The organism is Streptomyces sp. NPDC093591 (assembly GCF_044764885.1).
Taxonomy (GTDB): domain Bacteria; phylum Actinomycetota; class Actinomycetes; order Streptomycetales; family Streptomycetaceae; genus Streptomyces.
The window spans coordinates 1-25939 of record NZ_JBIWIY010000019.1; the positions used below are offsets into that span (position 1 = coordinate 1).

Consider the following 25939-nt stretch of genomic DNA (forward strand, 5'->3'; position numbering starts at 1 on the left):
GGCCCCCGCCCCCCCCCCCCCCCCCCCCCCGCGCCCGCCCCCCCCCCCCCCGCCCCCCCCCCCCCCCCCCCCCCGGCCCCGACCCACCACACCACCCAAGGCGCTACACGAACCCCCACCCCACAGCAACAGGCCGCCGCAGGCATCGACGCGCGCGTTCACTTGCCGAAGCGACAACGCCCCAGCCTTGGCCAGAAGTTGACCGTGCCCCGCTCCTGACGTGAAGTCTTGACGCCAATCCGCACCACCAGTTAACTCACGGCGTGAGCTAAGTCATGTGTTGACTCTGAGAGTCGAGGGACGTTCCATGCGACGAACCGCCCTGCTCGCCTCCGCCGCACTCCTCACCACCCTGCTCCCGCTCACCGCCGCCCCCGCCTCCGCCGCCGACGCCCCCGCCCCAACCCCCGTCGACCGCTTCGAGGGCGAGGTCCCCTTCGCCGGCCCGCCCGCCGAGGGCATCTTCACCTGGGGCAGCGACACGGACGACCCACCCGCCCTCGAGCTGACCGCCCGCGACGACGCACCCGAGGGCGAGAAGGTCCTCGCCGGCACCTACGACATCAGCGGCTACGGCGGCTTCACCCACGGCTTCGCGTTCGCCGAACCCGCCCACGACTGGTCCGCCCACAAGGGCATCCGCCTGTGGTGGGACGGCCAGGACAACGGCAAGAAGATCGCCTTCGAGCTCAGGGACGGCGGCGCCAACGGCGAGGCCTCCGAGCTGTGGACGACCTCCTTCACCGACGACTTCACCGGCTGGAAACAGATCGAGCTGCCGTTCACCGACTTCACCTATCGCACCGACTACCAGCCCGTCGGCGGCATCGACCACATCCTCGGCCTCACCGAGACCTGGGGATACGCCGTCACCCTCCCGGTCGGCATCAACGGCCGATTCGCCATGGACGGCGTCGAGTTGTACGGCAAGGCCGACCAGTCCCTGAAGGCCTCGGTCCTGACGGACTCCGCCGTCCACCCCACCGACGAGGGCGACACGGCGACCACGAAGCTCACGGTGGCCACCACGGGCTCCACGCCCCTCGACGAACCCGTCACCGTCACTTACGAGACCACCGGCGGCACCGCGGACCCCGGCAGGGACTACACCCCGGTCACCGGAACCGTCACCTTCCCGGCCGGCACGGCCTCCGGCACCACCCGCGAGATCCGGGTCCCCACTCTCCAGGACCGGTCAGCCGAGCCCGCCGAGACGATCCCGCTGAAGCTGACCGTCACCGGCGCCAAGCCCCCAACCGAGACCCCGCAGATCGTCGTCGACGCGCACGGACTGCCGTATCTCGACAGCAGATTGCCGGTGCGCAAACGCGTCGCCGACCTCCTAGCCCGCCTCTCCCTCGACGAGAAGGCCGGCCAGATGACCCAGGCAGAGCGCGGCGCGCTCACCGCGTCCGGTGACATCGCCACGTACGCCCTCGGCTCGCTCCTGTCCGGCGGCGGTTCCACGCCGACGCCCAACACCGCCGAGGCCTGGGCGAAGATGATCGACGGCTTCCAGCTCCGGGCGCAGGCGACCCGCTTCCAGATCCCGCTGATCTACGGCGTAGACGCCGTGCACGGCCACAACAACCTGGTCGGGGCGACGATCATGCCGCACAACATCGGACTCGGCGCCTCCCGGGATCCGCGGCTGGCATACCGGGCGGGCGCGGTGACGGCCGCCGAGACACGGGCCACCGGCGTTCCCTGGGACTTCGCGCCCTGCCTGTGCGTGACGCGGGACGACCGGTGGGGACGGGCGTACGAGTCCTTCGGCGAGGACCCGGCCCTGGTCGACGCCATGGAGACCGTCATCCAGGGACTCCAGGGCAGGGCAGACGGACGCGACCTGGACCGCGGCGACAAGGTCCTCGCCACCGCCAAGCACTTCGTCGCCGACGGCGGCACCGAGTTCGGCTCCTCCACCACCGGCACGTACACCATCGACCAGGGCGTCACCAAGGTCACCCGGCAACAGCTGGAGGCGGTCCACCTCGCCCCGTACAAAACGGCCGTCGACCGCGGCGTCGGCACGGTCATGCCGTCGTTCTCCTCGCTCGACCTCGTCGGCGACGGCAAGGGGCCGGTGAAGATGCACGCCCGCGCCGACATGATCAACGGCGTCCTCAAGGACCGTATGGGCTTCGACGGCTTCGTGATCAGCGACTGGCAGGCCATCGACCAGATCCCCGGCGACTACGCCTCCGACGTCCGTACGTCGGTCAACGCGGGCCTCGACATGATCATGGTGCCGTACGCGTACAAGGACTTCCACGCGACGTTGACCGACGAGGTACGGGCGGGCCGGATCAGCGAGAGGCGGATCGACGACGCCGTGTCCCGCATCCTCACGCAGAAGTTCCGCCTCGGTCTCTTCGAGAAGCCGTACGCCGACACGGGCGGGGCCGGACGGATCGGTTCCGCCGCACACCGGGCCGTGGCACGGCAGGCGGCGGCACAGTCGCAGGTGCTGCTGAAGAACACGGACGGGCTGCTGCCCCTGAAGAAGTCGCAGAAGGTGTACGTCGCCGGATCCAACGCCGACGACATCGGCAACCAGAGCGGCGGCTGGACGATCACCTGGCAGGGCTCGTCCGGGGACATCACGCCCGGTACGACGATCCTGGAGGCGATGCGCGAGAACTCCACCCGGCTGACGTACTCCAAGGACGCCTCGGCCCCGACGGGCGGCCATGACGTCGGTGTGGTCGTCGTCGGCGAGACCCCGTACGCCGAGGGCTTCGGCGACGTCGGCAACGGCCACGACCTTCGGCTGAGCCCCGCCGACGAGGCGGCCGTCGACAAGGTGTGCGGCGCGATGAAGTGCGCGGTGCTGGTCGTCTCCGGACGCCCGCAGCTGATCGACGACGAGAGCCTGGCCGGGATCGACGCGCTCGTCGCCTCCTGGCTGCCCGGCACGGAGGGCGACGGCGTGGCCGACGTCCTCTACGGCAAGCGGCCCTTCACCGGTCAGCTGCCCGTCACCTGGCCGAAGAGCGAGGCGCAGCTGCCGATCAACGTCGGGGACGCGTCGTACGACCCGAGGTTCCCCTACGGCTGGGGCCTGACCACGCTGACCAAGGTGCCGGGCGGCGGCGCCGCGACGCTGAGGGCGCTCGGCATCGCGGCCGAGGCCGCCGAGCGGGCGGGGGCGGATCAGGCAGGCCGCGCGCTCGTCACCAAGGCGCGGCTGGTCGTCCAGCGGAAGGCCGCCGACACCGGGATCACCGAGGCGGTGGCCGGGCCCTTCGCCGAGGCCGACCATCTGCTGCTGACGGGCCGGTACGGCGCGGCGGTGGAGAGGCTGACGGCGGCATACAGAGCGGCCTGAGCCGTAAGGGGCGGCCTGAGCCGCACAGGGCGTCTCTTCCGGTGGGAAGGTCCGTTCCGGGAGAGATGCCCGTTATCCTGCCCCATCGGGTAGCGTCTAAGTATGAGGACTCCGCTGTTCCGGGGCCTCATGCGCGCAGCTGTGGTGCCGGTCGCCGCGACGTTCGCGGTGCTCCTGGCCGGCGCCCCCGGCGCGCACGCGGCCACGGACCTCTCGAAGGTCGCCGAGGAGCTGCGCGAGGGCCCCGTCTACGTGGCCCCCGCCGCCTCGGACCAGTTGTCGTCGGCTGACGCCGAAGCGCTAGCCGACAAGATCAAGGACGCGGACAAACCCGTCTTCGTCGCCGTTCTCCCGGCCGACCAGCCGACGCAGAACCTCCTCCTGAACCTCCGTACCGAGACCGGTGTCACGGGCCTGTACGGCGTCCGCGTCGGTGATCGCTTCGACGCGGCGGCCGACTCCTCGGTCCTGTCCCGGCAAGGCGTGGACAACCTGGTCACGTCGGTGCAGAGCGCCGGTGATCCCAAGGCCCAGCTGAACGATTTCGTCGACGCGGCCCTGCGGAACGTGGGCGGCACGGCACCCGCCGGCTGGAGCGACGGCGGGGGCGGCGATGGCGTGGACGTCGGCGGGCTGATCGCCGCGGGCGCGGTGCTGGCGGCGGGCGGCGCGGGCGCGTACGCGCTGGTCCGGCACAGGCGGCGGCGCCATGAGGAGGAGCAGCGGGCGGCGCTGGAGAAGCTGCGGGTCGTGGTCGACGAGGACATCACCGCCTTCGGCGAGGAACTGGACCGCCTGGACTTCCACCCGGCCGAGCCCGGCGCCGACGACGCGATGCGCGTGGACTACGAACACGCTCTGGACTCCTACGAGCAGGCGAAACGGCTCATGGACGGGGCCCGCAAACCGGAGGACGTCAAGGCGGTCACCCAGGCCCTGGCGGACGGCCGCTTCTCCCTCACCCAGCTGGCCGCCCGCCGGGAGCACCGGCCCCTTCCGGAACGCCGGCCACCCTGCTTCTTCGACCCACGCCATGGCCCGGCGGTGGCCGACGAGACCTGGACCCCACCCGGCGGCACCGCCCGCGAGGTCCCGGTCTGCGCGGCCGACCGCACCCGCCTCGCCGAAGGCCGCGACCCCGTGATCCGCGAGGTGGACACGGCCTACGGTCGCCGCCCGTACTGGGAGGCCGGCCCCGCCTACGGCCCCTGGGCAGGCGGCTACTTCGGCGGCGGCATCCTCCCCGGCCTCCTCATCGGCACGATGCTCGGCAGCATGATGGCCATGCCGGCCTACGCGGCCGACTACGGCGCGGGGTACGGCTACGGCGGCGGGGGCTACGAGGGCGGTGACGTGTCCGGGGCGGACTTCGACGCCGGGGATTACGGGGGCGGGTTCGACGGTGGCGGGGGCTTCGGCGGAGGGGACTTCGGCGGGGGAGGGTTCGACGGCGGAGGGTTCTGATCCAGAACTGTCGCAGGTAGGAACCCTGCTACGAGCACGGGCCCGGCGCCAGAGGACGCCGGGCCCGTGCTCGTGAGGTGTGTCAGAGACCGGCCGCCGCCGAGGCGATCGCGGAGGCGAAGGTCGAGACCTCGGTGTAGACGCCGGGGGCGTTCGGCCGGGCGCAGCCTATCCCCCAGCTGACGATGCCGACCTGGATCCACGCGTTGCTCGCGTCCCGGCGGAACATCGGGCCGCCGGAGTCGCCCTGGCAGGTGTCGACGCCGCCCGAGGCGTAGCCGGCGCAGATCTCCTCGTTCGCGACGAGGCCGCTGTAGCCGCTGTAGGAACGGCACTGGGCGTCGCTGACGAACGGCACGTTGGCCTTGAGCATGTAGCGCTGCTGGGCACCGCCCTCGCGGGCCGCGCCCCAGCCGGCGACGGTGAAGGTGCCGGTGTTGTACTGCGTGGTGGTGGCGATCTTCAGCGTCGGCAGGTTGATGGGCTGGGCGAGCTTGATGAGCGCCCAGTCCTTGCCGGTGCCGTTGTAGCCGGGGGCCCGGTACACGTAGGTGGAGCGGACCTGGACGCGGCCGCTGGTGGACTGCAGGTCCACGACGCCGGCGGTGGCGGTGATGCTGGTGTTGGGGCCGGTCGAGCCCACGCAGTGCGCGGCGGTGAGCACGATCTGCTGCGTGTAGAGCGCGCCGCCGCAGCCCATGGAGAGCCGGACCATGAACGGGAACTCGCCCTGCGTGGCACGGGTTCCGCCGACGACGCGCGAATCGGCCGCGTTGGCGGCCGAGACGGGCTGGAGACTGACGATCGCGAGAGCGGCTGCGCCGAGGACCGCGCATCTCTTGAGCGCGGTGAGGAGCTTCTTCAACGTGATGCCTTCCGTGGGGGGTTGGACATACGAACGTGGAGAGCGCTGAGACGTCAGGGGCATGACAGGCAGCGAGACGGTGATGGGTGCGGCTCGCTGTGACATGCGCCGGTCAATTGTGTTGCTGGATTATGTGGATCCCGTGAGCGCACCGGCAAGGGGCCAATTCCGGCCACACCCGGATCAGGACACGGCCCTCACGGCCCAGCGCTCCCGCCCGTACCGCTCCCCGGCGGCATGCCACCAGCCGGGCGGTGAGGCGCCCTCGACGACCGCGCTCGCCTGACCGGGATGCAGCCCGAGCCGCCACAGGGCAGCGGCATCGACATGGACCGTGACCCACGCCCGCCAGTGCCCGTCGCTCCCCGGCGCACACACACGATCCCAACGGACCTCGCCCGCCGCGAACGGCATCCAGTTGATGCCGCGCTCACGCAGTCAGGCGCGAGTGGCGGCCAGGGGCTGAAGGCACCCCTTCTCGATCTCGTACGAGGCGAGGGCGACCCATGCGGAACCGGAACCAGGTCGGGGCGTGGCGTTCATGGCGTCGATGATGCCCGAGCGCGACCTGGGCACGCGCCCCGATATCGCCGCCCGCCCGCCCGGACCGGCACCGGCAAATGCCGGTCCTCAGGTGACCAGGCGCGAGCGGCGGCCGGCGGCCGGGGCCGAGGGTGCGTCGCGACGAGGCGCGCCCTCCTCGATCTCGCACAAGGTCACGGCGATTCGTGTGTCACCGGCCCGGGTCGGGGCGTGCCGGTCATGCGGAGGACGATGCCCGCCCGCGCCCGCTGCCCGCGTCCCGATGGCGGCGGCCGCCCGGACCGGCCGCCGCGAGTCCCGCCACCCCCAGCGACAGCGCCACCAGCACGGCACTCACCCACAGCGGCGACCGGTACCCGAGCCCGGCCCCGATGGCCGTACCGCCGAGCCAAGGCCCGAGTGCCGCGCCCACGTTGAACGCGGCCGTCGCGAAGCCACCGCCCAGCGTGGGCGCACCGGGAGCCGCGTACAGCACCTGGGAGATGAGCGTGGACCCGACACCGAAGGAGAGCGCCCCCTGCACGAAGACGAGCCCGAGCGCCACGGCCGGAGTCCCGGCGCCGAGCGCGAGGGCACCCCACCCGAGGCACAGGGCACCGCCGCCCCCGGCCAGCACCACCCCGGGCCGCCGATCGGCGAACCGCCCCGCCGCACCGACCCCCACGAATGACCCGGCACCGAACAGCGCGAGCACGACGGGCACCCACCCGCCGTCCAGCTCCGTCACCTCCGTGACCAGGGGTGCGAGATAGGTGAACGTACAGAAGGTCGCGCCGTTCACGAGGATGCCCAGGAGCAGCGTGACTTGGAGCCGAGGGCTGTGCAGGGCCCTCAGCTCGCTCCGCAGAGCGGGACGCCCGGAGTCGGTGGCGCCGCGGGGCACGGACCGCGCCACGGCCACCATGGCGGGCACCGACACCAGGGCCACGGCCCAGAACGCGGAACGCCACCCCCAGAGTTGCCCGAGCAACGCCCCCGCCGGCACGCCGACGACACAGGCGAGTGTGACCCCGCCCAGCAAGGTGGACGTCGCCCGCCCCTTGGCCCGCGGCTCGACCATGTCGACGGCGGTCACGAGGGCGACGGCGAGGAACCCGGCGTTGGCGAGCGCTCCGACGACCCGAGTGGCCAGCAGTACCCCGAAGCTGTCGGTGACCGCCCCGACGACATGTACACCGAGAAAGGCGACGAGAAAGCCCAGCAGCGCACCCCGCCGGGACCATCGCCGCCCGAGCACGGCCATCAACGGCGCCCCGACGACCATCCCCACCGCGAAGGCGGAGGTCAGGGCCCCCGCCATCGGCACGGAGACCCCGAGATCCCCGGCGATGTCGGGCACCAGCCCGGCCAGCATGAACTCGGACGTCCCCTGTGCGAACACGGCGACGCCCAGCAGAAAAAGAGCAAATGGCACGAAGAAACCCCGCAACCCGAAGTCGAAGTCGAAAACGGCACGACGAACGGCCGTCCGGCAGCGGAGTGAGCCCTGAAACGGAGTGGGCTGATCAGCCCGGCATCACAAGCAGCCACCGGAGAGCCGGTGGCCGGATTCTGGAGGCTTCGGGGCTGGACATGGGGGCAGGTTATGCGGGCCGGGTGAGAGGATCCACCGGTTTTCAGCGGGGGATACGGCCGAGGAAGTCGCTCCAGGTGGCGGGGGAGACGGTGAGGACGGGGCCGTCGGGGGCCTTGGAGTCACGGACGTGGACGGCCGAGGGGTGGGTGGCGACCTCTACGCAGTTGCCGCCTTCGTTGCTGCTGTAGCTGGACTTGTGCCAGTCGTAGGCGGCTTCGAGGCAGTTGCCGCCTTCGCTGCCGCTGTAGCTGGACTTGAACCATGCGGTCTTCATGACTCTCCTAGCAGTCCGTTCAAGAGGCGCACGCTCTCGTCGGGTGACAGGGCCTGTGACCGCAGCATTCCATACTTGAGGTGATAGTCGCTGACCTCGTCGGGATCATCGAGGAGGAAGCTGGCCCGTTGTACTTCCAGGTGAACCAGACGCTCGTGCTCAGGTGTCTCCAGGAGCACCATGGGACCGTCGAGGCAGGCGTGCGGCGTTCGGTCCGTCGGCATGATCTGGAAGCTCATGTGCCACGGTTCGGTGTACTCCAGAATCTGCCGGATCTGCTCGCGCATCACCGCGGCCCCGCCCACCTCCCGCCGCAGGATGCCCTCCTCCAGGATGAAGTGGCCCACGGGCGGCCGTTCCCGCTGCCAGATCAACTGCCGCTCCATACGGGCCTCGACCCACTGCTCGGCCGTCTCACTCCCCAGAGCCGGATACCGATAGCCGAAGACGGCGCGACAGTAATCCCGTGTCTGCAACAGCCCCGGAACCACCAGGCTCTCGTACGACAGGATGCTGACGGCTTCCTGCTCGTGATCGACCAGCCCCTGCGCGAACTGCACGATCTTCTCCCGCACCGGCATCTTCGCCACCAGCACGGCCAACGCCCCACCCGTCCCCAGCAGTTCATCGAACTGCTCGGCTCTGTCCGGCTGAAGCGCCAACCTCCCCTGCTCAATGGACCCCACCGTGTCCACGTGAATGCTCGCCATCTCGGCGAACTGTTCCTGCGTGACACGGGCCTTCTTCCTGAAGTGCGCCACGAGCGCACCGACCGCGTGCCACGAACCGACCTTCTTGGGCTTCCTCGCCACGTGCATGCGTAGTCCCTTTCCCCCGCGCACACCCGAATCGCTCGTAGTGGACTCGTAGCAATCAGAACTACGACTTCACTCACTGAGTCACTGTAGTGACACACAGTGACACTGGCCTCATGAACGGCAAACCCCAACTCCCTCACACCCGCGAGGCCTTCTACCGACGGGACCGCCGATCGGTGCGCCTGGCGCGTGAGTTCACCCGCGAGAGCCTGACCGACTGGGCCGTGGCCGAGCGCAGCGACGACGTGCTGCTCTGCGTCAGTGAACTTGCCACCAACGCGTTGCTCCACGGTGTGCCGCCCGGTCGGCGCTTCGCTCTGCGACTCGCCCTGGACACCGACGGAGTCCTGCGCGTCGAACTCCATGACAGCGGTCCGGGCGAGATCCGCGTACCGGACGACCCGGTGCCGGAGTCGGAGCACGGCCGCGGCCTGCTGCTCGTCACCGCGCTCGCGGACAAGTGGGGTGTCGGGGAGCGGAATCCCGGCAAGGTCGTGTGGTGCGAGTTCGAGGCGCGAGGGTGACTGTGACCGGGCGTTCCGGCGAGCCTTGGCGGCTTGTACGCGATAAACCCGGCGACGTCGGCGAACATCCCCGGGATACTGGTCGCCCATGGATCAGGTCAAAGTCGTCGTCGCCCATTCCGAGCGCGCGACTCTGCGCGTCGGCGATGTGTTCCTGAAGGTGGACGCCGATCCGGCGCGCATCGATGTCGAGGTCGAGGCGATGTCCCTCGCGCCGGTCCCGACCCCGGAGGTCCTGTGGCGCAAGCCGTCGGTGCTCGCGACCGCCGCACTCCCGGGGGCGACGCTTGGGCGCCTCGGCGGGCCGTCGACCGGGTCGCCGGCGGCGTGGGCCGCGGCGGGCGCCGCCATCCGGAAGCTGCACGACGCGCCGCTGCCGTCCCGGCCGGGCCAGGCCGGCCGGAGCAGCGTCGCGCTGGCGGCGGAACTCGACGCCGAGTGCGAGTCGCTCGTGACGAACGGCGTCCTGCCCGCCGACCTGGTCACCCGCAACCGCCAGGTCGCCGAGGCCGCGCTCCGGCCGTGGACTCCGGCGTTCACACACGGCGACCTGCAGATCGCGCACGTCTTCGTCGACGGCGACGAGGTCACCGGCATCATCGACTGGTCCGAGGCGGGCCAGGGTGATGCCCTGTACGACCTCGCCACCTTCACGCTCGGACACGAGGAGCACCTCGACGACGTCATCGCCGGCTATGGCACCGACGTCGACCTCGACGTGATCCACGCGTGGTGGTCGTTGCGAAGCCTGCTGGCAGTTCGCTGGCTGATCGAGCACGGCTTCGACCCCTTCGCGCCGGGCTGTGAGGTCGACGTGCTGAGATCCCGGATGTGAGGCTGCGGGGGGGCGTACCCCTCAGAGGACAGAATCTGACCTATGCCCCACATACCGTCCTCCCCATGACCACCCCCGACGGCACAGACGCCCACGCCTTCGCATCCGCCACCGCCCTCGACCAATGGCTGACCGACCACCCCGCCCCCCACCCCGGCCTCTGGATCAAGGTCGCCAAGAAGGGCTCGGGCATCCACTCCGTCACCGCCGCCGAGGTCAACGACGTGGCCCTCTGCCACGGCTGGATCACCGGTCGGCGCAGGAGTCTCGACGCCGCGTACTTCCTGCAGAGGATCACCCCGCGACGGCCGGGCAGCCTCTGGTCGATGGTCAATGTGCGGCGCGTCGAGGAGTTGACGGCCGCCGGCCGCATGCGCCCGGCCGGCCTCGCGGAGGTGGACGCCGCGAAGGCGGACGGGCGGTGGGTGGCGGCGTACGAGTCACAGAGGCACGCCACCGTCCCCGAGGACCTGGCGGTCGCACTGGAGCGGAGCCCCCGGGCCAAGGCCGCCTTCGACGGGCTCGGCAGGACGGATCAGTACCTCGTCATGCTCGGGGTGCTCCAGGCCCGGACCCCTGGGGCCAGAGCGGCTCAAGTGGGCGCGGCGGTCGCGAAGTTGGAGGCACGTTCCGAGTCCGAGATCTAGAGCCTCCAACCCCGCCCGTGGTCACGCGTTCCTGATCGCCGAGATGTCGAAGTTCAACTTGATCTTGTCGGACACCAGCACCCCACCCGTCTCCAGTGCCGCGTTCCAGGTCAGTCCCCACTCCGAGCGCAGGATCTCCGCCTTGCCCTCGAAGCCGACGCGCTCGTTGCCGAACGGGTCCTTCGCGGCGCCGTTGAACTCGAGGTCGATGGTGAGCGGTTTGGTGGTGCCGAGGATCGTCAGATCGCCGGTGATGCGGTAGTCGTCGCCGCCGAGGGCCTGCGCCGAGGTCGAGCGGAAGGTCATCGTCGGGAACTCGTCCGTCTTGAAGAAGTCCGCGCTCTTGAGGTGCCCGTCGCGGTCCGCGGAGCCCGTGTCGATGCTCTCCATCTTGACGTCGATGGAGGCCGCGGACGCGGACGGGTCGCCGCCGTCCAGGTGCAGCGAGCCGCTGAAGTCGAGGAACTTGCCCTTGACGTTGGTGACCATGGCGTGGCGGACGGTGAAGCCGATCGTGGAGTGGGCCGTGTCGATCGTGTAGTCGCCGGTCAGGGCGGTCAGGTCGGTGTTCGTCATGGCGTACTCCTTCTGCTAGATGTTGAATCTTGAACTACATCAACGCGACCGACTCTAGGTCTATTCCGTTCAATGTTCAACATCATCCGCAAGGTGTTGGCGTGATTACTCTGAGGTGGTAGATGCCCAGGGCATGAACCCACAGCGAAGAGCCTCCATGGGACCCACCCGTCGAGCCGTGTTACGCGCGGCAGCGTTCCTGACCACGGCCACGGCCGCGAGCACCATCACGACCGCTCCCGCCGCACGCGCCGCCGACGCCGACCCCTACGACGCCCTCCGCCTGCGCTGGCTCGACATCGCCCTCGGCACCGGCTACGACCCTGCCGCCGAGCCGTACGCCACCCGCCTCGCCGAAACCGGTGCCCTCGCCCGCGGCTTCCAGGCCACCATGGCCCCCACCCCCACCTCCCTCTGGCCCGGCCACCCCTACGACCCGCCCGCCGGCATCACCCAGAGCTACGGCCGCCTGTGGACCATGACCCAGGCCTACGTCCAGCCCGGCACCGGCTCCACCGCCGACCCGGGCCTCCTCGCCGACGTCCTGTGGGGCCTCGACCACCTCTCCGCCACCGTCTACAACCCCTCCACCACCCGCTACGGCAACTGGTGGGAATGGCAGATCGGCAGCCCCCGCCTGCTGATGGACATCACGGCCACCCTGCACGGCCACCTCGGCGACGCCCGTGTCGCCGCCGCCTGCGCGGCCGTCGACCACTTCATCCCGGACGCGATGCTCATCGACTACTCCGGCACCTCCACCGGCGCCAACCGCGTCGACCTGTGCCGCGGCGTCGCCCTGCGCGGCATCCTCGGCCGGGCCCCGGCGAAGATCGCGCTCGCCCGTGACGCGCTCTCGCCGGTCTTCCCGTACGTCACCAAGGGCGACGGCCTCTACGCCGACGGCTCGTTCGTCCAGCACACCTGGGTCGCCTACTCCGGCACCTACGGCCAGGTCCTCCTCGACGGCCTCGGCCGCCTCTTCGCCCTGCTCGCCGGATCGGAGTGGGAGGTGACCGATCCGAACAAGCAGATCGTCCTGGACAGCGTCGAGCGCGCCTACGCCCCGCTCATCCATGACGGCTTGATGATGGACAGCGTCAACGGCCGTGCCATCAGCCGGGGTTACCTCAAGAGCGACGAACGGCACGTGATGCGCAGCGACCACTTCCACGGCCAGGGCGTCATCGCCGCCATGGCCCTGCTCGCGGGCGGCGCGAGCGCGGCGGAACGGCAGCGCTGGTACGGCCGTATCAAGGGATGGATCGAACGGGACACGGTGACCCCGATCTTGACGGCACGTCAGTTCGGTGTCGCCGACCTCGCACGGCTGCACGCCGTCGCCGAGTCACCCGTCCCGGCCGCCCCCGAACCCACCGGCCACCACCTCTTCGCCGCCATGGACCGGGCCGTCCACCGCCGCCCCGGCTTCGTCGCGAACATCGCCATGGCCAGCGAGCGCATCGCCCACTACGAGTGCGGCAACGGCGAGAACCCGCGCGGCTGGCACACCGGCGCCGGGATGCTCTCCTGGTGGGCGCAGGGTCTGGGCGACCAGTACACCGACTGGTACTGGCCGACCGTCGACTGGTACCGGCTCCCGGGGACGACCGTCTCCACGCTCCGCCTCCCCGACAAGGCCGGCGGCGAATGGGGCGAGCCCAAGCCCGACGTGCGCTGGGTCGGCGGCACGACCGACGGCGAGTACGCGGCGATCGGACAGCATCTGAAGGGGCTGGGTTCGACGCTCGAAGCCCGTAAGTCATGGTTCTGCGTCGAGGACGCCGTGATCTGCCTCGGGGCCGGGATCACCTGCGCCGACGGCGTCCCCGTCGAGACCGTCGTCGACAACCGCAACCTGGGCGAGGGCGCCGGCCCGGCCTTCGTGCGCGGCCCGGGCTGGGCGCACCTTGAGGGTCACGGCGGCTGGGTGGTGCCGTACGGCGATCTGCGCGCCCTGCGCGAGGACCGCACCGGCGCCTGGGCCGACATCAACACCACCAGCACGACCGAGCGCCGCACCCGCCGCTGGCAGACCCTCTGGCTGGACCACGGCACGGACCCGAGGGACGCGACATACGTCTACGTGCTCATGCCGGGCGCCGGCCGGCGCGAGGTCGCGGCCCGAGCCGCACAGGGCCGCCGCTGGCTGTCGGTCCTCGCCAACGACGACGCGCGCCAGGCGGTGCACGTGCCCTCCCTGGGCCTGACGGCCGTCAACTTCTGGCAACCGGGCACGACCGGCCCGCTCACCGCCTCCGCCGGCGCGAGTGTGCTGCTCCGCCGCGGCGGCCGTACCGCTACGCTCTGCGTGAGCGAGCCGCCGCGCACCGGCGAGCCGCTGGAGATCACCTGGGAGCACCCCGTACGCCGCGTCCTGCGGGCGGACGACTCGGTCGAGATCCTCGCGACGGGCCGCCGACTGCGCCTCCGTGTCACTCCGGGGATGGTATGTGCGACCCACCGATGTGAGGTGGCTCTCGGCTGACGACTTTGTACGACCCCCACAACGCGGACGCCCCCTGAGCAGTCGGAAGGGCTGCATGCCGTGATGGTTCTGTTCAGGGGCACCAGGAAAACGCTCCGGAGACTGTACGGAGTCAACGGCTCGCTTTCCTTCGTGTCCTTCGTAAGGTCGCTACATGACCGTTTTGGATGAGGCACCGGGTGAGCCGATCGACGCCCGCGGGCGGACGGCCGAGCTGCACGAGATTCGTGCGCAGGCGCTGGCCGGCCCGAGCGAGAAGGCGACCGCGGCGCAGCACGCCAAGGGCAAGCTGACCGCGAGGGAGCGCATCGAGCTTCTCCTCGACCCGGGCTCCTTCCGGGAGGTCGAGCAGCTGCGCCGGCACCGCGCCCAGGGCTTCGGCCTGGAGGCCAAGAAGCCGTACACGGACGGTGTCATCACCGGCTGGGGCACGGTGGAGGGCCGGACGGTCTTCGTGTACGCGCACGACTTCCGGATCTTCGGCGGCGCGCTGGGCGAGGCCCACGCCACGAAGATCCACAAGATCATGGACATGGCCATCGCGGCCGGTGCCCCGCTGGTCTCCCTGAACGACGGTGCGGGCGCCCGCATCCAGGAAGGCGTCTCCGCCCTCGCCGGCTACGGCGGCATCTTCCAGCGCAACACCAGGGCGAGCGGTGTCATCCCGCAGATCTCGGTCATGCTCGGCCCGTGCGCGGGCGGCGCGGCGTACTCGCCCGCCCTGACGGACTTCGTCTTCATGGTCCGCGAGACCTCCCAGATGTTCATCACCGGCCCGGACGTGGTCAAGGCGGTGACGGGCGAGGAGATCACCCAGAACGGCCTGGGCGGCGCGGACGTCCACGCCGAGACGAGCGGCGTCTGCCACTTCGCGTACGACGACGAGGAGACGTGCATCGCGGAGGTCCGCTACCTCCTGTCGCTGCTCCCGCAGAACAACCGCGAGAACCCGCCCCGGGTGGACTCCGCGGACGCCGCCGACCGCCGCTCGGACGTCCTGCTGGACCTGGTTCCGGCAGACGGCAACCGGCCGTACGACATGGCGAAGGTCATCGAGGAGATCGTCGACGACGGCGAGTACCTCGAGGTCCACGAGCGCTGGGCGCGCAACATCATCTGTGCGCTGGCCCGCCTGGACGGTCAGGTCGTCGGCATCGTGGCCAACCAGCCGCAGTCCCTGGCCGGCGTCCTCGACATCGAGGCGTCGGAAAAAGCTGCGCGCTTTGTCCAGATGTGTGACGCTTTTAACATTCCGATCGTCACTTTCCTGGACGTCCCCGGGTTCCTCCCCGGCGTCGACCAGGAGCACGGCGGCATCATCCGCCACGGCGCGAAGCTCCTCTACGCCTACTGCAACGCGACCGTGCCGCGGATCTCGCTGATCCTGCGCAAGGCCTACGGCGGGGCCTACATCGTCATGGACAGCCAGTCCATCGGCGCGGACCTCACCTACGCCTGGCCGACGAACGAGATCGCCGTCATGGGCGCGGAAGGCGCGGCCAACGTCATCTTCCGCCGGCAGATCGCCGAGGCCGAGGACCCCGAGGCCATGCGGGCCCGCATGGTCAAGGAGTACAAGTCCGAGCTCATGCACCCCTACTACGCGGCCGAGCGTGGCCTCGTGGACGACGTGATCGACCCCGCGGAAACCCGTGAGGTCCTCATCAAGTCCCTTTCCATGCTCCAGACCAAGCACGCCGACCTGCCGTCCCGCAAGCACGGCAACCCCCCGCAGTAACCCAGCGGATCCTTCGCGGTACCCCCGCGGAAACCTCTCTCACGGAGACTGTGACCTATGAACTCCCCTGACATCCGCGTCGAGAAGGGCCACGCCGAGCCCGAGGAAGTCGCGGCCATCACCGCGATCCTCCTGGCCCGCGCCGCCGCCCAGCCCTCCGACCCCACCCCGGCCCACCGCGGCCGCCCGAAGGCGGGCTGGCGCCGCCTGGAGCGCGAGCCCGGGTTCCGAGCGCCGCACAGCTGGCGCTGAGCTTTGTAAGGCGCGTACGGCCCCGTTCTCCTCTTGTCGGGGGAGAGCGGGGCTTTGACGTGCGGTCACTCGAAGGTGACCTCCACGCCGGGGAGGTCGAGGGCGGTGGGGTCTTCGGGGAGGCGGCAGTCCACCAAGCGCAGCCGTTTCAAGGCCAGGGACGGGAAAGCCGAGGCCTCTGTCCAGGCGTTCACGTCTATGGCCAAGAGCAACATGTTCTCCAGCCGAGGCAGCTCTGACAGGACTTGGACACCCTGGGGCAGGCAGTGGTCAGGTTCAGGACCCACCAGCACTAGATATGTGATGCCGGTGTGCCTGCTCAGAGGGGTCAGGTCGGTGGTGGCGCGCACGTCGAGCAGGTTCAGCAAAGAGACCTTGGGACCGAGGCGCAGCCTGTCGAGGTGCGGCACCAAGTTGACGCTGAGGCCCAGATGATCCAGCTCGGAGAGATCACCCAGGACCGCAAGGTTCTTCAGCGAACCGTCGCCCCTCAGGAAGAGACGGGTCAGTCCAGGGTGTGCACCGAGAGCGGAGAGGTCGGCCACGCCTTCGCACCTGAGGATGGCCAGGTCCTTCAGCGGAGGAAGGTCCTGCAGCGCTCCGAACTCAGGGAACGGGTAGCCGATCCACAAAAAATCGATCGTTCCCAGGCGAGTTGCCGCACGCCATTGGCCGGAGTGCCTGAGCCTGACCTGTCTGCCGCTCAGCGACAGCCGCGACAGCACCCGGTCGGCATAGGCGTCCGCATCGAAGTACCCCCATGCCTCGATGAGCTCGTCGACCACCCGGCCCCGTTCGTCCCCCGTGTACCCCTCCAGAAGCCCCAACGCCTCCTCGCCCCCGATCAGCGCCACCGTGCGCACGCTCTGCACCGCTGCCTTCTCGGTCAGCTCGCCCAACGACCGCGGCAGCTTCCGCAGCAGGCTCCTCCCCACCGCCGCCAGAGCGGGCGGATCCGTATTCCGCCGCGCCGGCAGCAGTGCGTCCACGGCCTCGTCCAGCCGCACCGCCAATCCGCCGGAGACCTCCGGTACCGTCTCCTGGCAAGCCGCCGCCAGCAGTCGTAGCCGCCGCGCATGCCGGGGCTCCCGAACAGCCCGGTCGAGGATCCCGCCCAGCAACTCCTCCCGCTGCGGCCGGTTGGCATGCCCCGCGGCCATGATGATCGTCTCGCGCAAGATGTCCAGGTGGGCCCGCCCGACCAGATTGCCGATGCGGTCCTCCTCCGTCGCTTCTTCCGCGGCCAGGTACTCCTGGAACGTCCGGTGCACGAAGTCCAGGCGGCCCACAGCGGGGGAGCGCAGCACCCCGGAGCGCCCCCGCAACTGCTCCAGCACCCGCCCGCCGTCCTGCTCATCCAGATGCCGCATCCCCGAGAGCTTGCGGCCGACATACCGCTCCGCCTGCTCCAGCGAGATCTCACTGCGGTTGTTGTCCGACAGCCGCCACGCCAGGTCCCGCAGCAGCACCAGCTTGTCCCCGAGGCTGAGTCGGCTGTCCACGGCGCTGGGGACGTTCCGGTGCGCGTCCCGCTCATGGACCAGTGTGTGCAGGGCGTTCCGGTACAACTCCATCCGGTCCCGGGGGAGTTGGCTGCCCCGGTTCAGATGCATCGCGCACAGCATCGACGCAAGCAACGGCGTCCCCGCCAGCGACTGCAGATGCGGCCGGTCCTTCAGGCTGTTCAGCAACGACTGCTCGTACTGCGGCAGTTCCTCCACTGTGCACGGCAGCTCGTCGCCCAGCTCCCGCACCGCCTGATGCCACTGCCGGACGAAGGCGGCCAGGTCCGGTGGCGTCATCCGGTCCAGGTGCAGCGCAGTGAACTCCTCACGGCGCAGCCAGTCCGCCCCCGCCGCGGCCGGCCGCGAGGTCACCACCACCCGTAGGTCCCCGTACGCGGCCAGCAGCTTCCGCAGCCACTCCCGTACGGCCCGCCGCTCCCCGTCCAGCAGCTCGTCCACCCCGTCGATCAGCAGCAGCGCCCGTCCCTCGGCCAACTGCCGCTCCACCCACGCCTTCGGCATCACCCCCGTGATGTGCCCGGCCACCGAATCGAGCATCGCCTCCGGCACCGGCAACACCCGCCGGCTGTACTCCCGCAGCTTCACGAACACCGGCGTCAGACCGTTCCAGCCCGCCAGCTCACCCGTGAACGCACCCCGCGCCGCCGTGACCGCCAGCCACCGCAGCAAGGTCGTCTTGCCGGAGCCCGCCTCACCGCGCAGCAGCACCCGCGTGGCACCGCCCAGAGCGGCCTCCACTCCCATCCCCGCGGCTTCGCCCCGCCCGCCGTCCTCCCAGTCGCTCATATCGGGCCGCAGCAGCGGCAGAGAGCGCCCCCTGGGCCCTCCCGCGCGGCGATGTGTCCCGTCGTCCCCGGAAGCCCGCAGACTCACATACGCCACCGACAACCGCGCCTGTGCCGCCGCCCGGTCCGACGCCCGCCGGAACAGCTCCACCTCGTCCAGCGAGGTACTGACCAGCTCCAGATACCGCCGCCGGAACTCCCCGTCCCGGTCCGCCCCTTCCGGCGCGAACAGCGACCGGTCCGGCAACCGCTCCAGCACCCGGGCGATCTCCGCGCCCAGCGACGTCGTCCGCGCCAACAGCTCCGTCAGCGCCCGTTCCTCGAAGACCGGCAGCCCTCGCACGATCCGTACGTAGTACTCGCAGCACTCGGCGAACAGCACCTCGTACAGGCGGCTTTCGGCCTCGCTCAGCCCCACCGGAGCGCGCACGGCCCCCGTGATCCGCCGCACGACCTCCGCCGGATTCACGTCCGCCGCCAGCAGCGCCTCGTCCGACAGATCGGCCCGTACGAAGGTGTCGCACACCCCATCGAGCACCGCCCGCCGCCCACCCTCGTCCAGCCCCCGGAACTCCCGCTCCAGAAACGGCGACAGCCGGTCGAACACCGCGTCCGCGATCTCCTCGAACTGCCGCTCCACGCTCCGCTGCAGCCGCAGCCCGGACACCCGGACCCGCACCAACTCGGCCATCGACAACCGGCGTTCCTGCTCCTGCCGCTTGCCGCCGAGCCACACCTGGGCCGCCGCCCGCGCCACGGTCGTCCCCAGCCGTAAGGCAGCCGCTTCCGCGCTCATCCCAGCATCCCCTCCTCAAACACCTACGGCCCCCATCCCTCCCACAGGAGGAACAAGGGCCGCAAGCGAAACGTGCCGAAGACCGGCCGCCGGAGAGCCGACTACCGCAGCCGCGCCATCAGCGCATGCTCGACCAGCGTGATCAGCGCCGACTTCGCGTCCGCGCGGTGGCGGGCGTCCGTCGTGATGATCGGGGTGTCCGGACCGATCTGGAGGGCCTCACGGACCTCGTCCGGGTTGTACGGCTGGTTCCCGTCGAACCCGTTCAGGGCGATCACGAACGGCAGACCGCTGTTCTCGAAGTAGTCGACCGCCGGGAAGCAGTCGGCAAGGCGCCTCGTGTCAACGAGGACGATCGCGCCGATCGCGCCGCGCACCAGGTCGTCCCACATGAACCAGAAGCGGTCCTGACCGGGGGTGCCGAACAGGTACAGGATCAGGTCCTGGTCCAGGGTGATACGGCCGAAGTCCATGGCGACCGTCGTGGTCGTCTTGTCTCCGGTGTGGGTGAGGTCGTCGATGCCCGCCGAAGCGGATGTCATCACGGCCTCTGTGCGCAGCGGGTTGATCTCCGAAACGGCCCCGACGAACGTGGTCTTGCCCACGCCGAAGCCACCCGCCACCACGATCTTCGCCGAGGTGGTGGAGCGGGAAGGACCGCCGCTAGAGCTTGCGAAGTCCACTGAGCACCCTTTCGAGCAGTGTCACGTCTGGCTGGCCGCCGGCGTTCTCGTCGCCGCCGGGCTGATGAATGGCGACCAGGCCCGCCTCCGCCAAGTCGGCGACGAGGATCCTGGCCACGCCGAGAGGGATCGTCAGGAGGGCGGAGACTTCCGCCACCGACTTGATCTCGCGGCAGAGGTTGCAGATCCGCTGATGCTCGGGCAACTGGCCCTGCATCTGGTGCGGCTGCGCGGTGGTGTGCACCAGCGCCTCGATGGCGAGCTGGTAGCGCGGGCGCGTCCGGCCGCCGGTCATGGCGTACGGGCGCACCAGGGGGTTGTTCGACGCCCCGGCGGGCGCCGGCTCGGGGGCGCGTCGCTGCGGCTGCACCGGCTGGATGCGCGGCGCCGGCGGCTGGTCGTAGGGCGAGGGCCCGGGGCCCTGCGGCGCGTACGGCTGCCGCTGGCTCGGCGTGGAGGGGAAGTTGTAACGGTTCGGGTTCTGGGAACCGTCGTTCTGGCCCTGGCCAGGACCGTACGACCAATTACCCGACGATGAACCGCCTGGGGGTGTTGCCACTTTCTCTCCTCCTCCGACTGTGCCTGGCACCCATCATGTGGAGCCGCGTCCCGAAACCTTACGGCCCCGGGACGCCAAAACGCACCGACTGTCTGTTAGTTGAGCAGGCTGCCTTGGAGCTCCGCACGCAGGTCCGGCGTGAGGACCGTACCGGCACGGTCGACCAGAAGCGCCATCTCGTACCCAATGAGGCCGATGTCCGCCTCGGGGTGCGCCAGAACGGCGAGCGACGAACCGTCGGAGATGGACATGATGAAGAGGAATCCCCGCTCCATCTCCACAACCGTCTGGTTCACGCTGCCACCCTCGAAGATGCGGGAGGCGCCTGCCGTCAGAGACGTCAGACCGGAGGCGACGGCCGCGAGCTGGTCGGCGCGGTCGCGGGGGAAGCCTTCGGACATCGCCAGAAGGAGTCCGTCGGCGGAGACCACCACCGTGTGCGACACCCCGGGGGTGTTGTCCACGAAGTTGGTGATCAACCAGTTCAGGTTCTGTGCCGCCTGGCTCATCGGGCTCACACTAACGCTCCTGGTTGTAGGTGCTGTCAGAACCGAAGCCCTGACCGTTCGTTTCGCTTCCCGCGCTGCGTCCCCGCTGGACCCCGCGGCGCAGGTTGCTCAGCCTGCCCCGGACATCCTCGGGAGCGCGGGAGATCTGTGGACCTCCCTGGGGGGTGGTCTCGGCGGCTCCCTCGACCAGGTTGGCCTTGGGCACCCGCCGCGGCAGGCCGGAGGAGGTGACCCCGCCCGCCTTGGGCTTCCGGAGCTGCGCGGCCTGCTGCCAGCGGTCGTCGTTCGCCGAACGCCAGCTGCTGTCGCCGTTGCTCTCCGGCGTGGGGGCCGGTGATTCCTGCCGCGCCGGCCGAGAGCCGTTGCCGCCGCTCGCGGCGGAGCCACGGCGGGGGAGCCCGGCGTCGGTCAGTGCGTGGGCGGCGGCGGAGGCCGGTCCCGGACGGTCGAAGCCTACGCGGTCGTGCTCGTTCGAGTCAGCGGCCTGCGCAGATTCCGTTTCCGGAGCGTACTGGTCCTGGTACCCGTTGCGGTAGCCGTTCGGCTGCGGCCAGTCATCCTGGTGGCGCCGCTGCTCGAAGGCGGGGAAGCTCTCCGGGGCCGACGCGTTCGCGGCCGCGGGCTCCTCACGCGTCGCCTCCGGATACGAGGGCTCGGGGTAGCCGCCGCCGGACGAGAAGGTGTCGTTCTGCTGCAGGCCCCCGTTCGGCGCGTAGTACGTGTCGTCGTACGACTGCCGCTGAGGCTCCTCGTACGCGGCCCGCTGCTGCTCCTCGTACGGCGTCTGCCGCTGCTGCTCCTCGTACGACTGGCGCTGCTCGTCGTACGACGGCTGCTGGTCGAACCCGCCGCGCTGCTCGGGGAAGCCGCTCTGGCCGTCGTAGGCCGGCTGACCGGTGAAGTCGTCGTACCCGGGCCCCGCGGCGTTCTCCTGACCGGGCTGCTCGCCGTGGTTCTGGGCCTCCAGGGCCGCACGGCGCTCCTCGCGCATCAGGGAGCGGCCGACGGGGTCCAGCTCGCGGATGTCGTCCGGGACCTCGGTGTAGCGGCTGTCGTCGAAGCCGAGCTCCGCGGCCGTACGCATCGGCACCTGGTTGAAGTTCTCACCCTGGAAGTTCTGCTCCGGGATGATCTGCGAGACGGTGAAGTCGTCCTGGGCCGGCTGCTGCTCGCCGCCGCCACCGTGGGTGATCGCGTCGGGCAGCATGACCAGCGAGGTGGTGCCGGCCTGCTCGCCGGAGGGGCGCAGCTGGACGCGGATGCCGTGCCGGTCGGACAGCCGGCCGACCACGAACAGGCCCATGCGCTGCGAGATCGCGGCGTCCACGGTCGGCGGGTTGGCCAGCTTGTGGTTGATGTCCGCGAAGTCCTCGGCGGTGAGGCCGATGCCCTTGTCGTGGATCTCGATCATGACGCGGCCGTCGGGGAGACGGGTCGCGGTCACGCGGACCTTGGTCTGCGGGGAGGAGAACGTCGTCGCGTTCTCCAGGAGCTCGGCGAGCAGGTGCACGAGGTCGGTCACGGCACGGCCGTGGATCTCGGCCTCCGGGACGCCCGACAGCTCGATGCGCTCGTACTGCTCCACCTCGGAGGAGGCGGCGCGCAGGACGTCGACCAGCGGGACCGGCTGGTCCCAGCGGCGGCCGGGCTCCTCGCCGGCGAGGACGAGGAGGTTCTCGCCGTTGCGGCGCATACGGGTCGCGAGGTGGTCCAGCTTGAAGAGGTTCTCCAGCTGGTCCGGGTCGGCCTCGTTGTTCTCCAGGTCGGTGATCAGGGTCAGCTGGCCCTCGATCAGCGACTGGTTGCGGCGCGACAGGTTGGTGAAGATCGCGTTGATGTTGCCCCGCAGCAGGGCCTGCTCGGCGGCGAGCCGGACGGCCTCGCGGTGGACCTGGTCGAAGGCGCGGGCGACCTCGCCGATCTCGTCGCGGGTGTTGATCGGGATGGGCTGGACGCGGGTGTCCACACGGCCCGGGTCGGTGCGCGAGAGCTGGTCGACCAGCATCGGCAGGCGCTGCTCGGCGATACCGAAGGCGGCGTTGCGCAGCTGGCGCATCGCGCGGGACATCTGGCGGGCGACCATACCGGCCAGGATGAACGCGGCGAGCAGGGCGACGACGACGGCGGCACCGGTGATGAGGGCGTCGCGCTTGGCGTCGTCGGCGATGACGGAGGCCTCGTTCACCGCGGTGTTGGCGAGGTCGTTCTCGATGTCGCGGTAGGCGTTGTACTTGAGGGTGTTGACCGCCCACCAGTTCTGCGCGGTGATGCCCTGCGCGGCGAGGGCCGCACGGGCGCTCGGGTCCGTGGAGGTCAGCCCCGCGAGCTTGGTGACCATAGTGGTGGGGTTGGCGGGCGGCGCGACGTAGTCCGGGTCCTTCTGCTTGGCCTGCGCGGCCATGGCCGCACCTTCGGCCCGGATTTCCTTCTCGGCCGCCTGCAGCTTGGCGATGTCCGCCTCGGTGCCACCGCTCTGGTACTCCTGGATGGCGATGCCTTCCAGGTACGCGTACGACGAGAGGGCGACGCGCTGCTTGGCCAGGTCCGAGGCCTCGGGGCCGGGCTTGATCAGCATGTGCATGCCGATGGAGCGCTGCAGGGACAGCGCGCCCTTGGTGAGCGAGATGGCGTAGACGGTACGGCCGTAGCTGGTGATGTTTCCGGTACCGAGGCCCAGCTCGTTGGAGAATTCGAGCAGCCGGTGCTCGACCTCGACGTAGCCCTCCTCGGTCTTCACGCCGGTGAGCTTGTCCGTGTAGGCGGCCGCGCGGAGCTCCGCCAGATCCGGCTCCACCTCACGGAAGCGCTCCAGACGGCGCACCAGGTTGGGTCGGTCCGGCATGTTCTGGGCGGCCTCGTCGAAGGCGTCGGCGGCCTTGTCGGTGTTGTCGCGGGCCTGGACAACCGCTTTGTCGTCCTGTCCCTTGCCCTGGAGCAGCGGAGCGGCGGTCGTGTCACGCTCGACGAGGAGCGCGTCGCCGTAAGCCCCGGCGGCGGCCACCAGACGCGCGGTGCTCTCCGCGTCCTCGGCCTCCTGCCAGGTGTCGATCGAGCTCTTCACCTGGAAGCCGCCCATGACGAGGCCGACCAGCACGGGTATGAGCAGGATCGCGTTCAGCCGGGTCGGCACGCGCCAGTTGCGCGGCGAGAGACGGCCGCCGCTCGGGGCAGGCGCCGCCGTGGGTTCCGATCCGGGCACAGGGGCGGGCGCCGCTCCGCGCGGCGGCGGGGTGAAGTTGCCCCGGGCCGACGGCTCGGGACTGTTCTTGCTTCGCCTCACTCGACCAACAACCTTCCGGCGGGGTCGGCACCTACGTATGTGCCGCTGTGTCTCAGAGCCCAGTTCGCCATTGAGTACGCAGTACTGCTGAGTACGTCTTTGACTATTGGGCAGTTCTCGCATTCCAGCACGTCGGACTCTGCTCTTCCAAACAGTGGAAGAGGAGGATTCCGAGCGATGTAAGCCCCAGATAAAACGGTCATAAAGAACGAGCCCCGCCAAAAGACGGGGCGTTCGTACGCGCAGCGACACCGCTTGACCGCGACGAGTGGCCGTACCACCCGATTCCTCTGCCGAAACGTTATGAACAAGGGAGCCGACCGTGTCAAAGGCCACAGCCGGCTCCGGCGCATCTACGACAACTGCCGTATGGCGCTACCGACTTGATCTACCTCAGCCGGGCCATCAGCGCGTGCTCGACCAGCGTGATCAGCGCACTCTTGGCATCGGCCCGGTGCCGGGCGTCGGTGGTGATGATCGGCGCGTCCGGGCCGATCTGCAGGGCCTCGCGCACCTCGTCGGGCGTGTAGGGCTGGTGCCCGTCGAAGCCGTTGAGGGCGATGACGAAGGGGAGCCCGCTGTTCTCGAAGTAGTCGACCGCGGGGAAGCAGTCGGCGAGGCGGCGGGTGTCCACCAGGACGACGGCGCCGATCGCGCCGCGCACCAGGTCGTCCCACATGAACCAGAAGCGGTCCTGGCCGGGCGTACCGAAGAGGTACAGGATCAGGTCCTGGTCCAGGGTGATGCGGCCGAAGTCCATGGCCACCGTGGTGGTGGTCTTGTCCCCGGTGTGCGTCAGGTCGTCGATGCCCGCGCTCGCGGAGGTCATGACGGCCTCGGTGCGCAGCGGGTTGATCTCCGAGACGGCGCCCACGAACGTGGTCTTGCCCACGCCGAAGCCACCCGCCACCACGATCTTGGCGGAGGTGGTCGCCCGGCCCGGTTCAGAGCTTGCGAAGTCCACTGAGCACCCTTTCGAGCAGCGTCACATCCGGAGCGCCGCCGTTGTTCTCGTCGCCGCCCGGCTGGTGGATGGCGACCAGGCCGGCCTCCGCGAGGTCCGCGACCAGGATCCTGGCCACGCCCAGCGGCATGGACAGCAGCGCGGAGACCTCGGCGACCGACTTCACCTCACGGCACAGGTGGCAGATGCGCTGGTGCTCCGGGAGGAGCCCCATGAGCGCTGCCGGGTCGGCCGTGGTGCTGATCAGGGCCTCGATGGCCAGCTGGTAGCGCGGCCGGGTCCGGCCGCCGGTCATCGCGTACGGACGTACCAGCGGCTGGTCGCCCTCATCCTCGTACGGCTCCGCGTACGGATCATGAGAGGCGTTGGGCGGGGTCATGAATCCTCCGGGCGGGGACAGCAAGTCGGTCAGTCAAGCCGTCTGGTCATGGCCGGTGGGGGGATTGTGGCGGCCGGACGGTGATTTGGTGAGACGGGTGGATCCGTGGGTGATCAGTGGAGCAGACTGCCTTGGAGTTCGGCGCGCAGGTCCGGCGTGAGCACAGCGCCCGCGCGGTCGACCAGCAGCGCCATCTCGTAGCCGACGAGGCCGATGTCGCACTCGGGGTGTGCCAGGACGGCGATGGACGAACCCTCCGAGACGGACATGAGGAAGAGGAATCCCCGCTCCATCTCGACGACGGTCTGTGCCACGCTGCCGCCGTCGAAGATCCGGGACGCCCCTGCCGTCAGCGAGGTCAGACCCGATGCGACGGCCGCCAGCTGGTCGGCACGGTCACGCGGGAAACCCTCGGACATCGCCAGCAGAAGACCGTCGGCGGACACGACGACGGTGTGGGACACACCCGGTGTGTTGTCCACGAAGTTGGTGATCAACCAGTTGAGGTTCTGTGCCGCCTGGCTCAT

22 protein-coding genes are annotated in these 25939 nt (G+C 70.0%); 8 read left to right on the forward strand and 14 right to left on the reverse strand.

Annotation, left to right across the window (positions count from 1 at the left end; genetic code table 11):
* The first annotated feature begins 307 nt into the window (after positions 1–307).
* Both ACIREI_RS34565 and ACIREI_RS34570 read left to right on the forward strand, forming a co-directional pair.
* Positions 308–3331 (forward strand): glycoside hydrolase family 3 protein, encoded by a 3024-nt coding sequence (locus ACIREI_RS34565; RefSeq protein ID WP_403341516.1) that lies wholly within the window; start codon positions 308–310, stop codon positions 3329–3331.
* A 102-nt stretch (positions 3332–3433) separates the two neighbouring features.
* On the forward strand, positions 3434–4795 hold the full coding sequence (locus ACIREI_RS34570) for a hypothetical protein (protein ID WP_403341518.1): 1362 nt from the start codon (positions 3434–3436) through the stop codon (positions 4793–4795).
* An 82-nt stretch (positions 4796–4877) separates the two neighbouring features.
* Here ACIREI_RS34570 and ACIREI_RS34575 read toward each other — a convergent pair whose 3' ends face one another.
* From ACIREI_RS34575 to ACIREI_RS34595, 5 genes are all read right to left on the reverse strand, one after another.
* Complete coding sequence (locus ACIREI_RS34575) at positions 4878–5660, reverse strand: S1 family peptidase (protein WP_403341521.1); 783 nt, start codon at positions 5658–5660, stop codon at positions 4878–4880.
* Positions 5661–5843: 183 nt separating this feature from the next.
* Positions 5844–6074: a hypothetical protein gene (locus ACIREI_RS34580; RefSeq protein WP_403341523.1), complete on the reverse strand. Its 231-nt coding sequence runs from the start codon at positions 6072–6074 to the stop codon at positions 5844–5846.
* A gap of 346 nt (positions 6075–6420) precedes the next feature.
* Positions 6421–7617, reverse strand: coding sequence for a Cmx/CmrA family chloramphenicol efflux MFS transporter (locus ACIREI_RS34585; protein ID WP_403341526.1), 1197 nt, complete (start codon positions 7615–7617; stop codon positions 6421–6423).
* Positions 7618–7819: 202 nt separating this feature from the next.
* Positions 7820–8053, reverse strand: a complete 234-nt coding sequence (locus ACIREI_RS34590) for a DUF397 domain-containing protein (protein WP_403341528.1) — start codon at positions 8051–8053, stop codon at positions 7820–7822.
* The gene (locus ACIREI_RS34595) at positions 8050–8871 is read right to left on the reverse strand and encodes a helix-turn-helix domain-containing protein (RefSeq protein WP_403341531.1); all 822 of its coding nucleotides are present in this window, start codon (positions 8869–8871) and stop codon (positions 8050–8052) included. The genes ACIREI_RS34590 and ACIREI_RS34595 overlap by 4 nt, the downstream gene beginning before the upstream one ends.
* Before the next feature lie 113 nt (positions 8872–8984).
* Between ACIREI_RS34595 and ACIREI_RS34600 the strand changes: the two genes are divergently transcribed.
* The 3 genes from ACIREI_RS34600 to ACIREI_RS34610 all read left to right on the forward strand — a co-directional run bounded on the left by ACIREI_RS34600 (position 8985) and on the right by ACIREI_RS34610 (position 10877).
* Complete coding sequence (locus ACIREI_RS34600; RefSeq protein WP_403341534.1) at positions 8985–9395, forward strand: ATP-binding protein; 411 nt, start codon at positions 8985–8987, stop codon at positions 9393–9395.
* An 88-nt stretch (positions 9396–9483) separates the two neighbouring features.
* Positions 9484–10230: a phosphotransferase family protein gene (locus tag ACIREI_RS34605; protein ID WP_403341536.1), complete on the forward strand. Its 747-nt coding sequence runs from the start codon at positions 9484–9486 to the stop codon at positions 10228–10230.
* A gap of 65 nt (positions 10231–10295) precedes the next feature.
* Complete coding sequence (locus ACIREI_RS34610; RefSeq protein WP_403341539.1) at positions 10296–10877, forward strand: YdeI family protein; 582 nt, start codon at positions 10296–10298, stop codon at positions 10875–10877.
* A gap of 21 nt (positions 10878–10898) precedes the next feature.
* Here ACIREI_RS34610 and ACIREI_RS34615 read toward each other — a convergent pair whose 3' ends face one another.
* Positions 10899–11453, reverse strand: a complete 555-nt coding sequence (locus tag ACIREI_RS34615) for a YceI family protein (RefSeq protein WP_403341542.1) — start codon at positions 11451–11453, stop codon at positions 10899–10901.
* A gap of 157 nt (positions 11454–11610) precedes the next feature.
* On the opposite strand from ACIREI_RS34615, the gene ACIREI_RS34620 reads away from it, so the two are divergent.
* From ACIREI_RS34620 to ACIREI_RS34630, 3 genes are all read left to right on the forward strand, one after another.
* Complete coding sequence (locus ACIREI_RS34620; RefSeq protein WP_403341544.1) at positions 11611–13941, forward strand: polysaccharide lyase 8 family protein; 2331 nt, start codon at positions 11611–11613, stop codon at positions 13939–13941.
* A 154-nt stretch (positions 13942–14095) separates the two neighbouring features.
* Positions 14096–15679 (forward strand): acyl-CoA carboxylase subunit beta, encoded by a 1584-nt coding sequence (locus tag ACIREI_RS34625; protein ID WP_403341547.1) that lies wholly within the window; start codon positions 14096–14098, stop codon positions 15677–15679.
* A gap of 57 nt (positions 15680–15736) precedes the next feature.
* Entirely contained in the window at positions 15737–15931 is a 195-nt protein-coding gene (locus ACIREI_RS34630) for an acyl-CoA carboxylase subunit epsilon (protein WP_403341550.1), read from the forward strand.
* A gap of 65 nt (positions 15932–15996) precedes the next feature.
* On the opposite strand, the gene ACIREI_RS34635 is transcribed toward ACIREI_RS34630, so the two are convergent.
* The 8 genes from ACIREI_RS34635 to ACIREI_RS34670 form a co-directional block, all read right to left on the reverse strand.
* A complete protein-coding gene (locus ACIREI_RS34635; RefSeq protein WP_403341553.1) occupies positions 15997–19038 on the reverse strand; it encodes an NACHT domain-containing protein in 3042 nt (1013 codons plus the stop codon).
* A 101-nt stretch (positions 19039–19139) separates the two neighbouring features.
* Positions 19140–19721 (reverse strand): ATP/GTP-binding protein, encoded by a 582-nt coding sequence (locus ACIREI_RS34640; protein WP_026248371.1) that lies wholly within the window; start codon positions 19719–19721, stop codon positions 19140–19142.
* Positions 19702–20280, reverse strand: coding sequence for a DUF742 domain-containing protein (locus ACIREI_RS34645; RefSeq protein ID WP_234765771.1), 579 nt, complete (start codon positions 20278–20280; stop codon positions 19702–19704). The genes ACIREI_RS34640 and ACIREI_RS34645 overlap by 20 nt, the downstream gene beginning before the upstream one ends.
* A gap of 95 nt (positions 20281–20375) precedes the next feature.
* Positions 20376–20789: a roadblock/LC7 domain-containing protein gene (locus tag ACIREI_RS34650; RefSeq protein WP_004983065.1), complete on the reverse strand. Its 414-nt coding sequence runs from the start codon at positions 20787–20789 to the stop codon at positions 20376–20378.
* A 10-nt stretch (positions 20790–20799) separates the two neighbouring features.
* On the reverse strand, positions 20800–24069 hold the full coding sequence (locus ACIREI_RS34655; protein ID WP_403341558.1) for a nitrate- and nitrite sensing domain-containing protein: 3270 nt from the start codon (positions 24067–24069) through the stop codon (positions 20800–20802).
* A 388-nt stretch (positions 24070–24457) separates the two neighbouring features.
* Positions 24458–25033 carry an ATP/GTP-binding protein gene (locus ACIREI_RS34660; protein WP_030051303.1) on the reverse strand — a complete coding sequence of 192 codons (576 nt, stop codon included), beginning with the start codon at positions 25031–25033 and terminating at the stop codon, positions 24458–24460.
* A complete protein-coding gene (locus tag ACIREI_RS34665; protein ID WP_015657618.1) occupies positions 25014–25412 on the reverse strand; it encodes a DUF742 domain-containing protein in 399 nt (132 codons plus the stop codon). Before ACIREI_RS34665 ends, ACIREI_RS34660 begins: the two co-directional genes overlap by 20 nt.
* A gap of 113 nt (positions 25413–25525) precedes the next feature.
* On the reverse strand, positions 25526–25939 hold the full coding sequence (locus tag ACIREI_RS34670; RefSeq protein WP_030051302.1) for a roadblock/LC7 domain-containing protein: 414 nt from the start codon (positions 25937–25939) through the stop codon (positions 25526–25528).

Bases quoted from the DNA above. Each gene is read 5' to 3' on its own strand.
- ACIREI_RS34600 (WP_403341534.1), top strand. From the start codon at position 8,985: ATGAACGGCAAACCCCAACTCCCTCACACCCGCGAGGCCTTCTACCGA.
- ACIREI_RS34650 (WP_004983065.1), bottom strand. From the start codon at position 20,789: ATGAGCCAGGCGGCACAGAACCTGAACTGGTTGATCACCAACTTCGTG.
- ACIREI_RS34565 (WP_403341516.1), top strand. From the start codon at position 308: ATGCGACGAACCGCCCTGCTCGCCTCCGCCGCACTCCTCACCACCCTG.
- ACIREI_RS34605 (WP_403341536.1), top strand. From the start codon at position 9,484: ATGGATCAGGTCAAAGTCGTCGTCGCCCATTCCGAGCGCGCGACTCTG.
- ACIREI_RS34630 (WP_403341550.1), top strand. From the start codon at position 15,737: ATGAACTCCCCTGACATCCGCGTCGAGAAGGGCCACGCCGAGCCCGAG.
- ACIREI_RS34580 (WP_403341523.1), bottom strand. From the start codon at position 6,074: ATGCCGTTCGCGGCGGGCGAGGTCCGTTGGGATCGTGTGTGTGCGCCG.
- ACIREI_RS34635 (WP_403341553.1), bottom strand. From the start codon at position 19,038: ATGAGCGCGGAAGCGGCTGCCTTACGGCTGGGGACGACCGTGGCGCGG.
- ACIREI_RS34595 (WP_403341531.1), bottom strand. From the start codon at position 8,871: ATGCACGTGGCGAGGAAGCCCAAGAAGGTCGGTTCGTGGCACGCGGTC.
- ACIREI_RS34615 (WP_403341542.1), bottom strand. From the start codon at position 11,453: ATGACGAACACCGACCTGACCGCCCTGACCGGCGACTACACGATCGAC.
- ACIREI_RS34625 (WP_403341547.1), top strand. From the start codon at position 14,096: ATGACCGTTTTGGATGAGGCACCGGGTGAGCCGATCGACGCCCGCGGG.
- ACIREI_RS34610 (WP_403341539.1), top strand. From the start codon at position 10,296: ATGACCACCCCCGACGGCACAGACGCCCACGCCTTCGCATCCGCCACC.
- ACIREI_RS34665 (WP_015657618.1), bottom strand. From the start codon at position 25,412: ATGACCCCGCCCAACGCCTCTCATGATCCGTACGCGGAGCCGTACGAG.
- ACIREI_RS34620 (WP_403341544.1), top strand. From the start codon at position 11,611: ATGGGACCCACCCGTCGAGCCGTGTTACGCGCGGCAGCGTTCCTGACC.
- ACIREI_RS34570 (WP_403341518.1), top strand. From the start codon at position 3,434: ATGAGGACTCCGCTGTTCCGGGGCCTCATGCGCGCAGCTGTGGTGCCG.
- ACIREI_RS34590 (WP_403341528.1), bottom strand. From the start codon at position 8,053: ATGAAGACCGCATGGTTCAAGTCCAGCTACAGCGGCAGCGAAGGCGGC.
- ACIREI_RS34670 (WP_030051302.1), bottom strand. From the start codon at position 25,939: ATGAGCCAGGCGGCACAGAACCTCAACTGGTTGATCACCAACTTCGTG.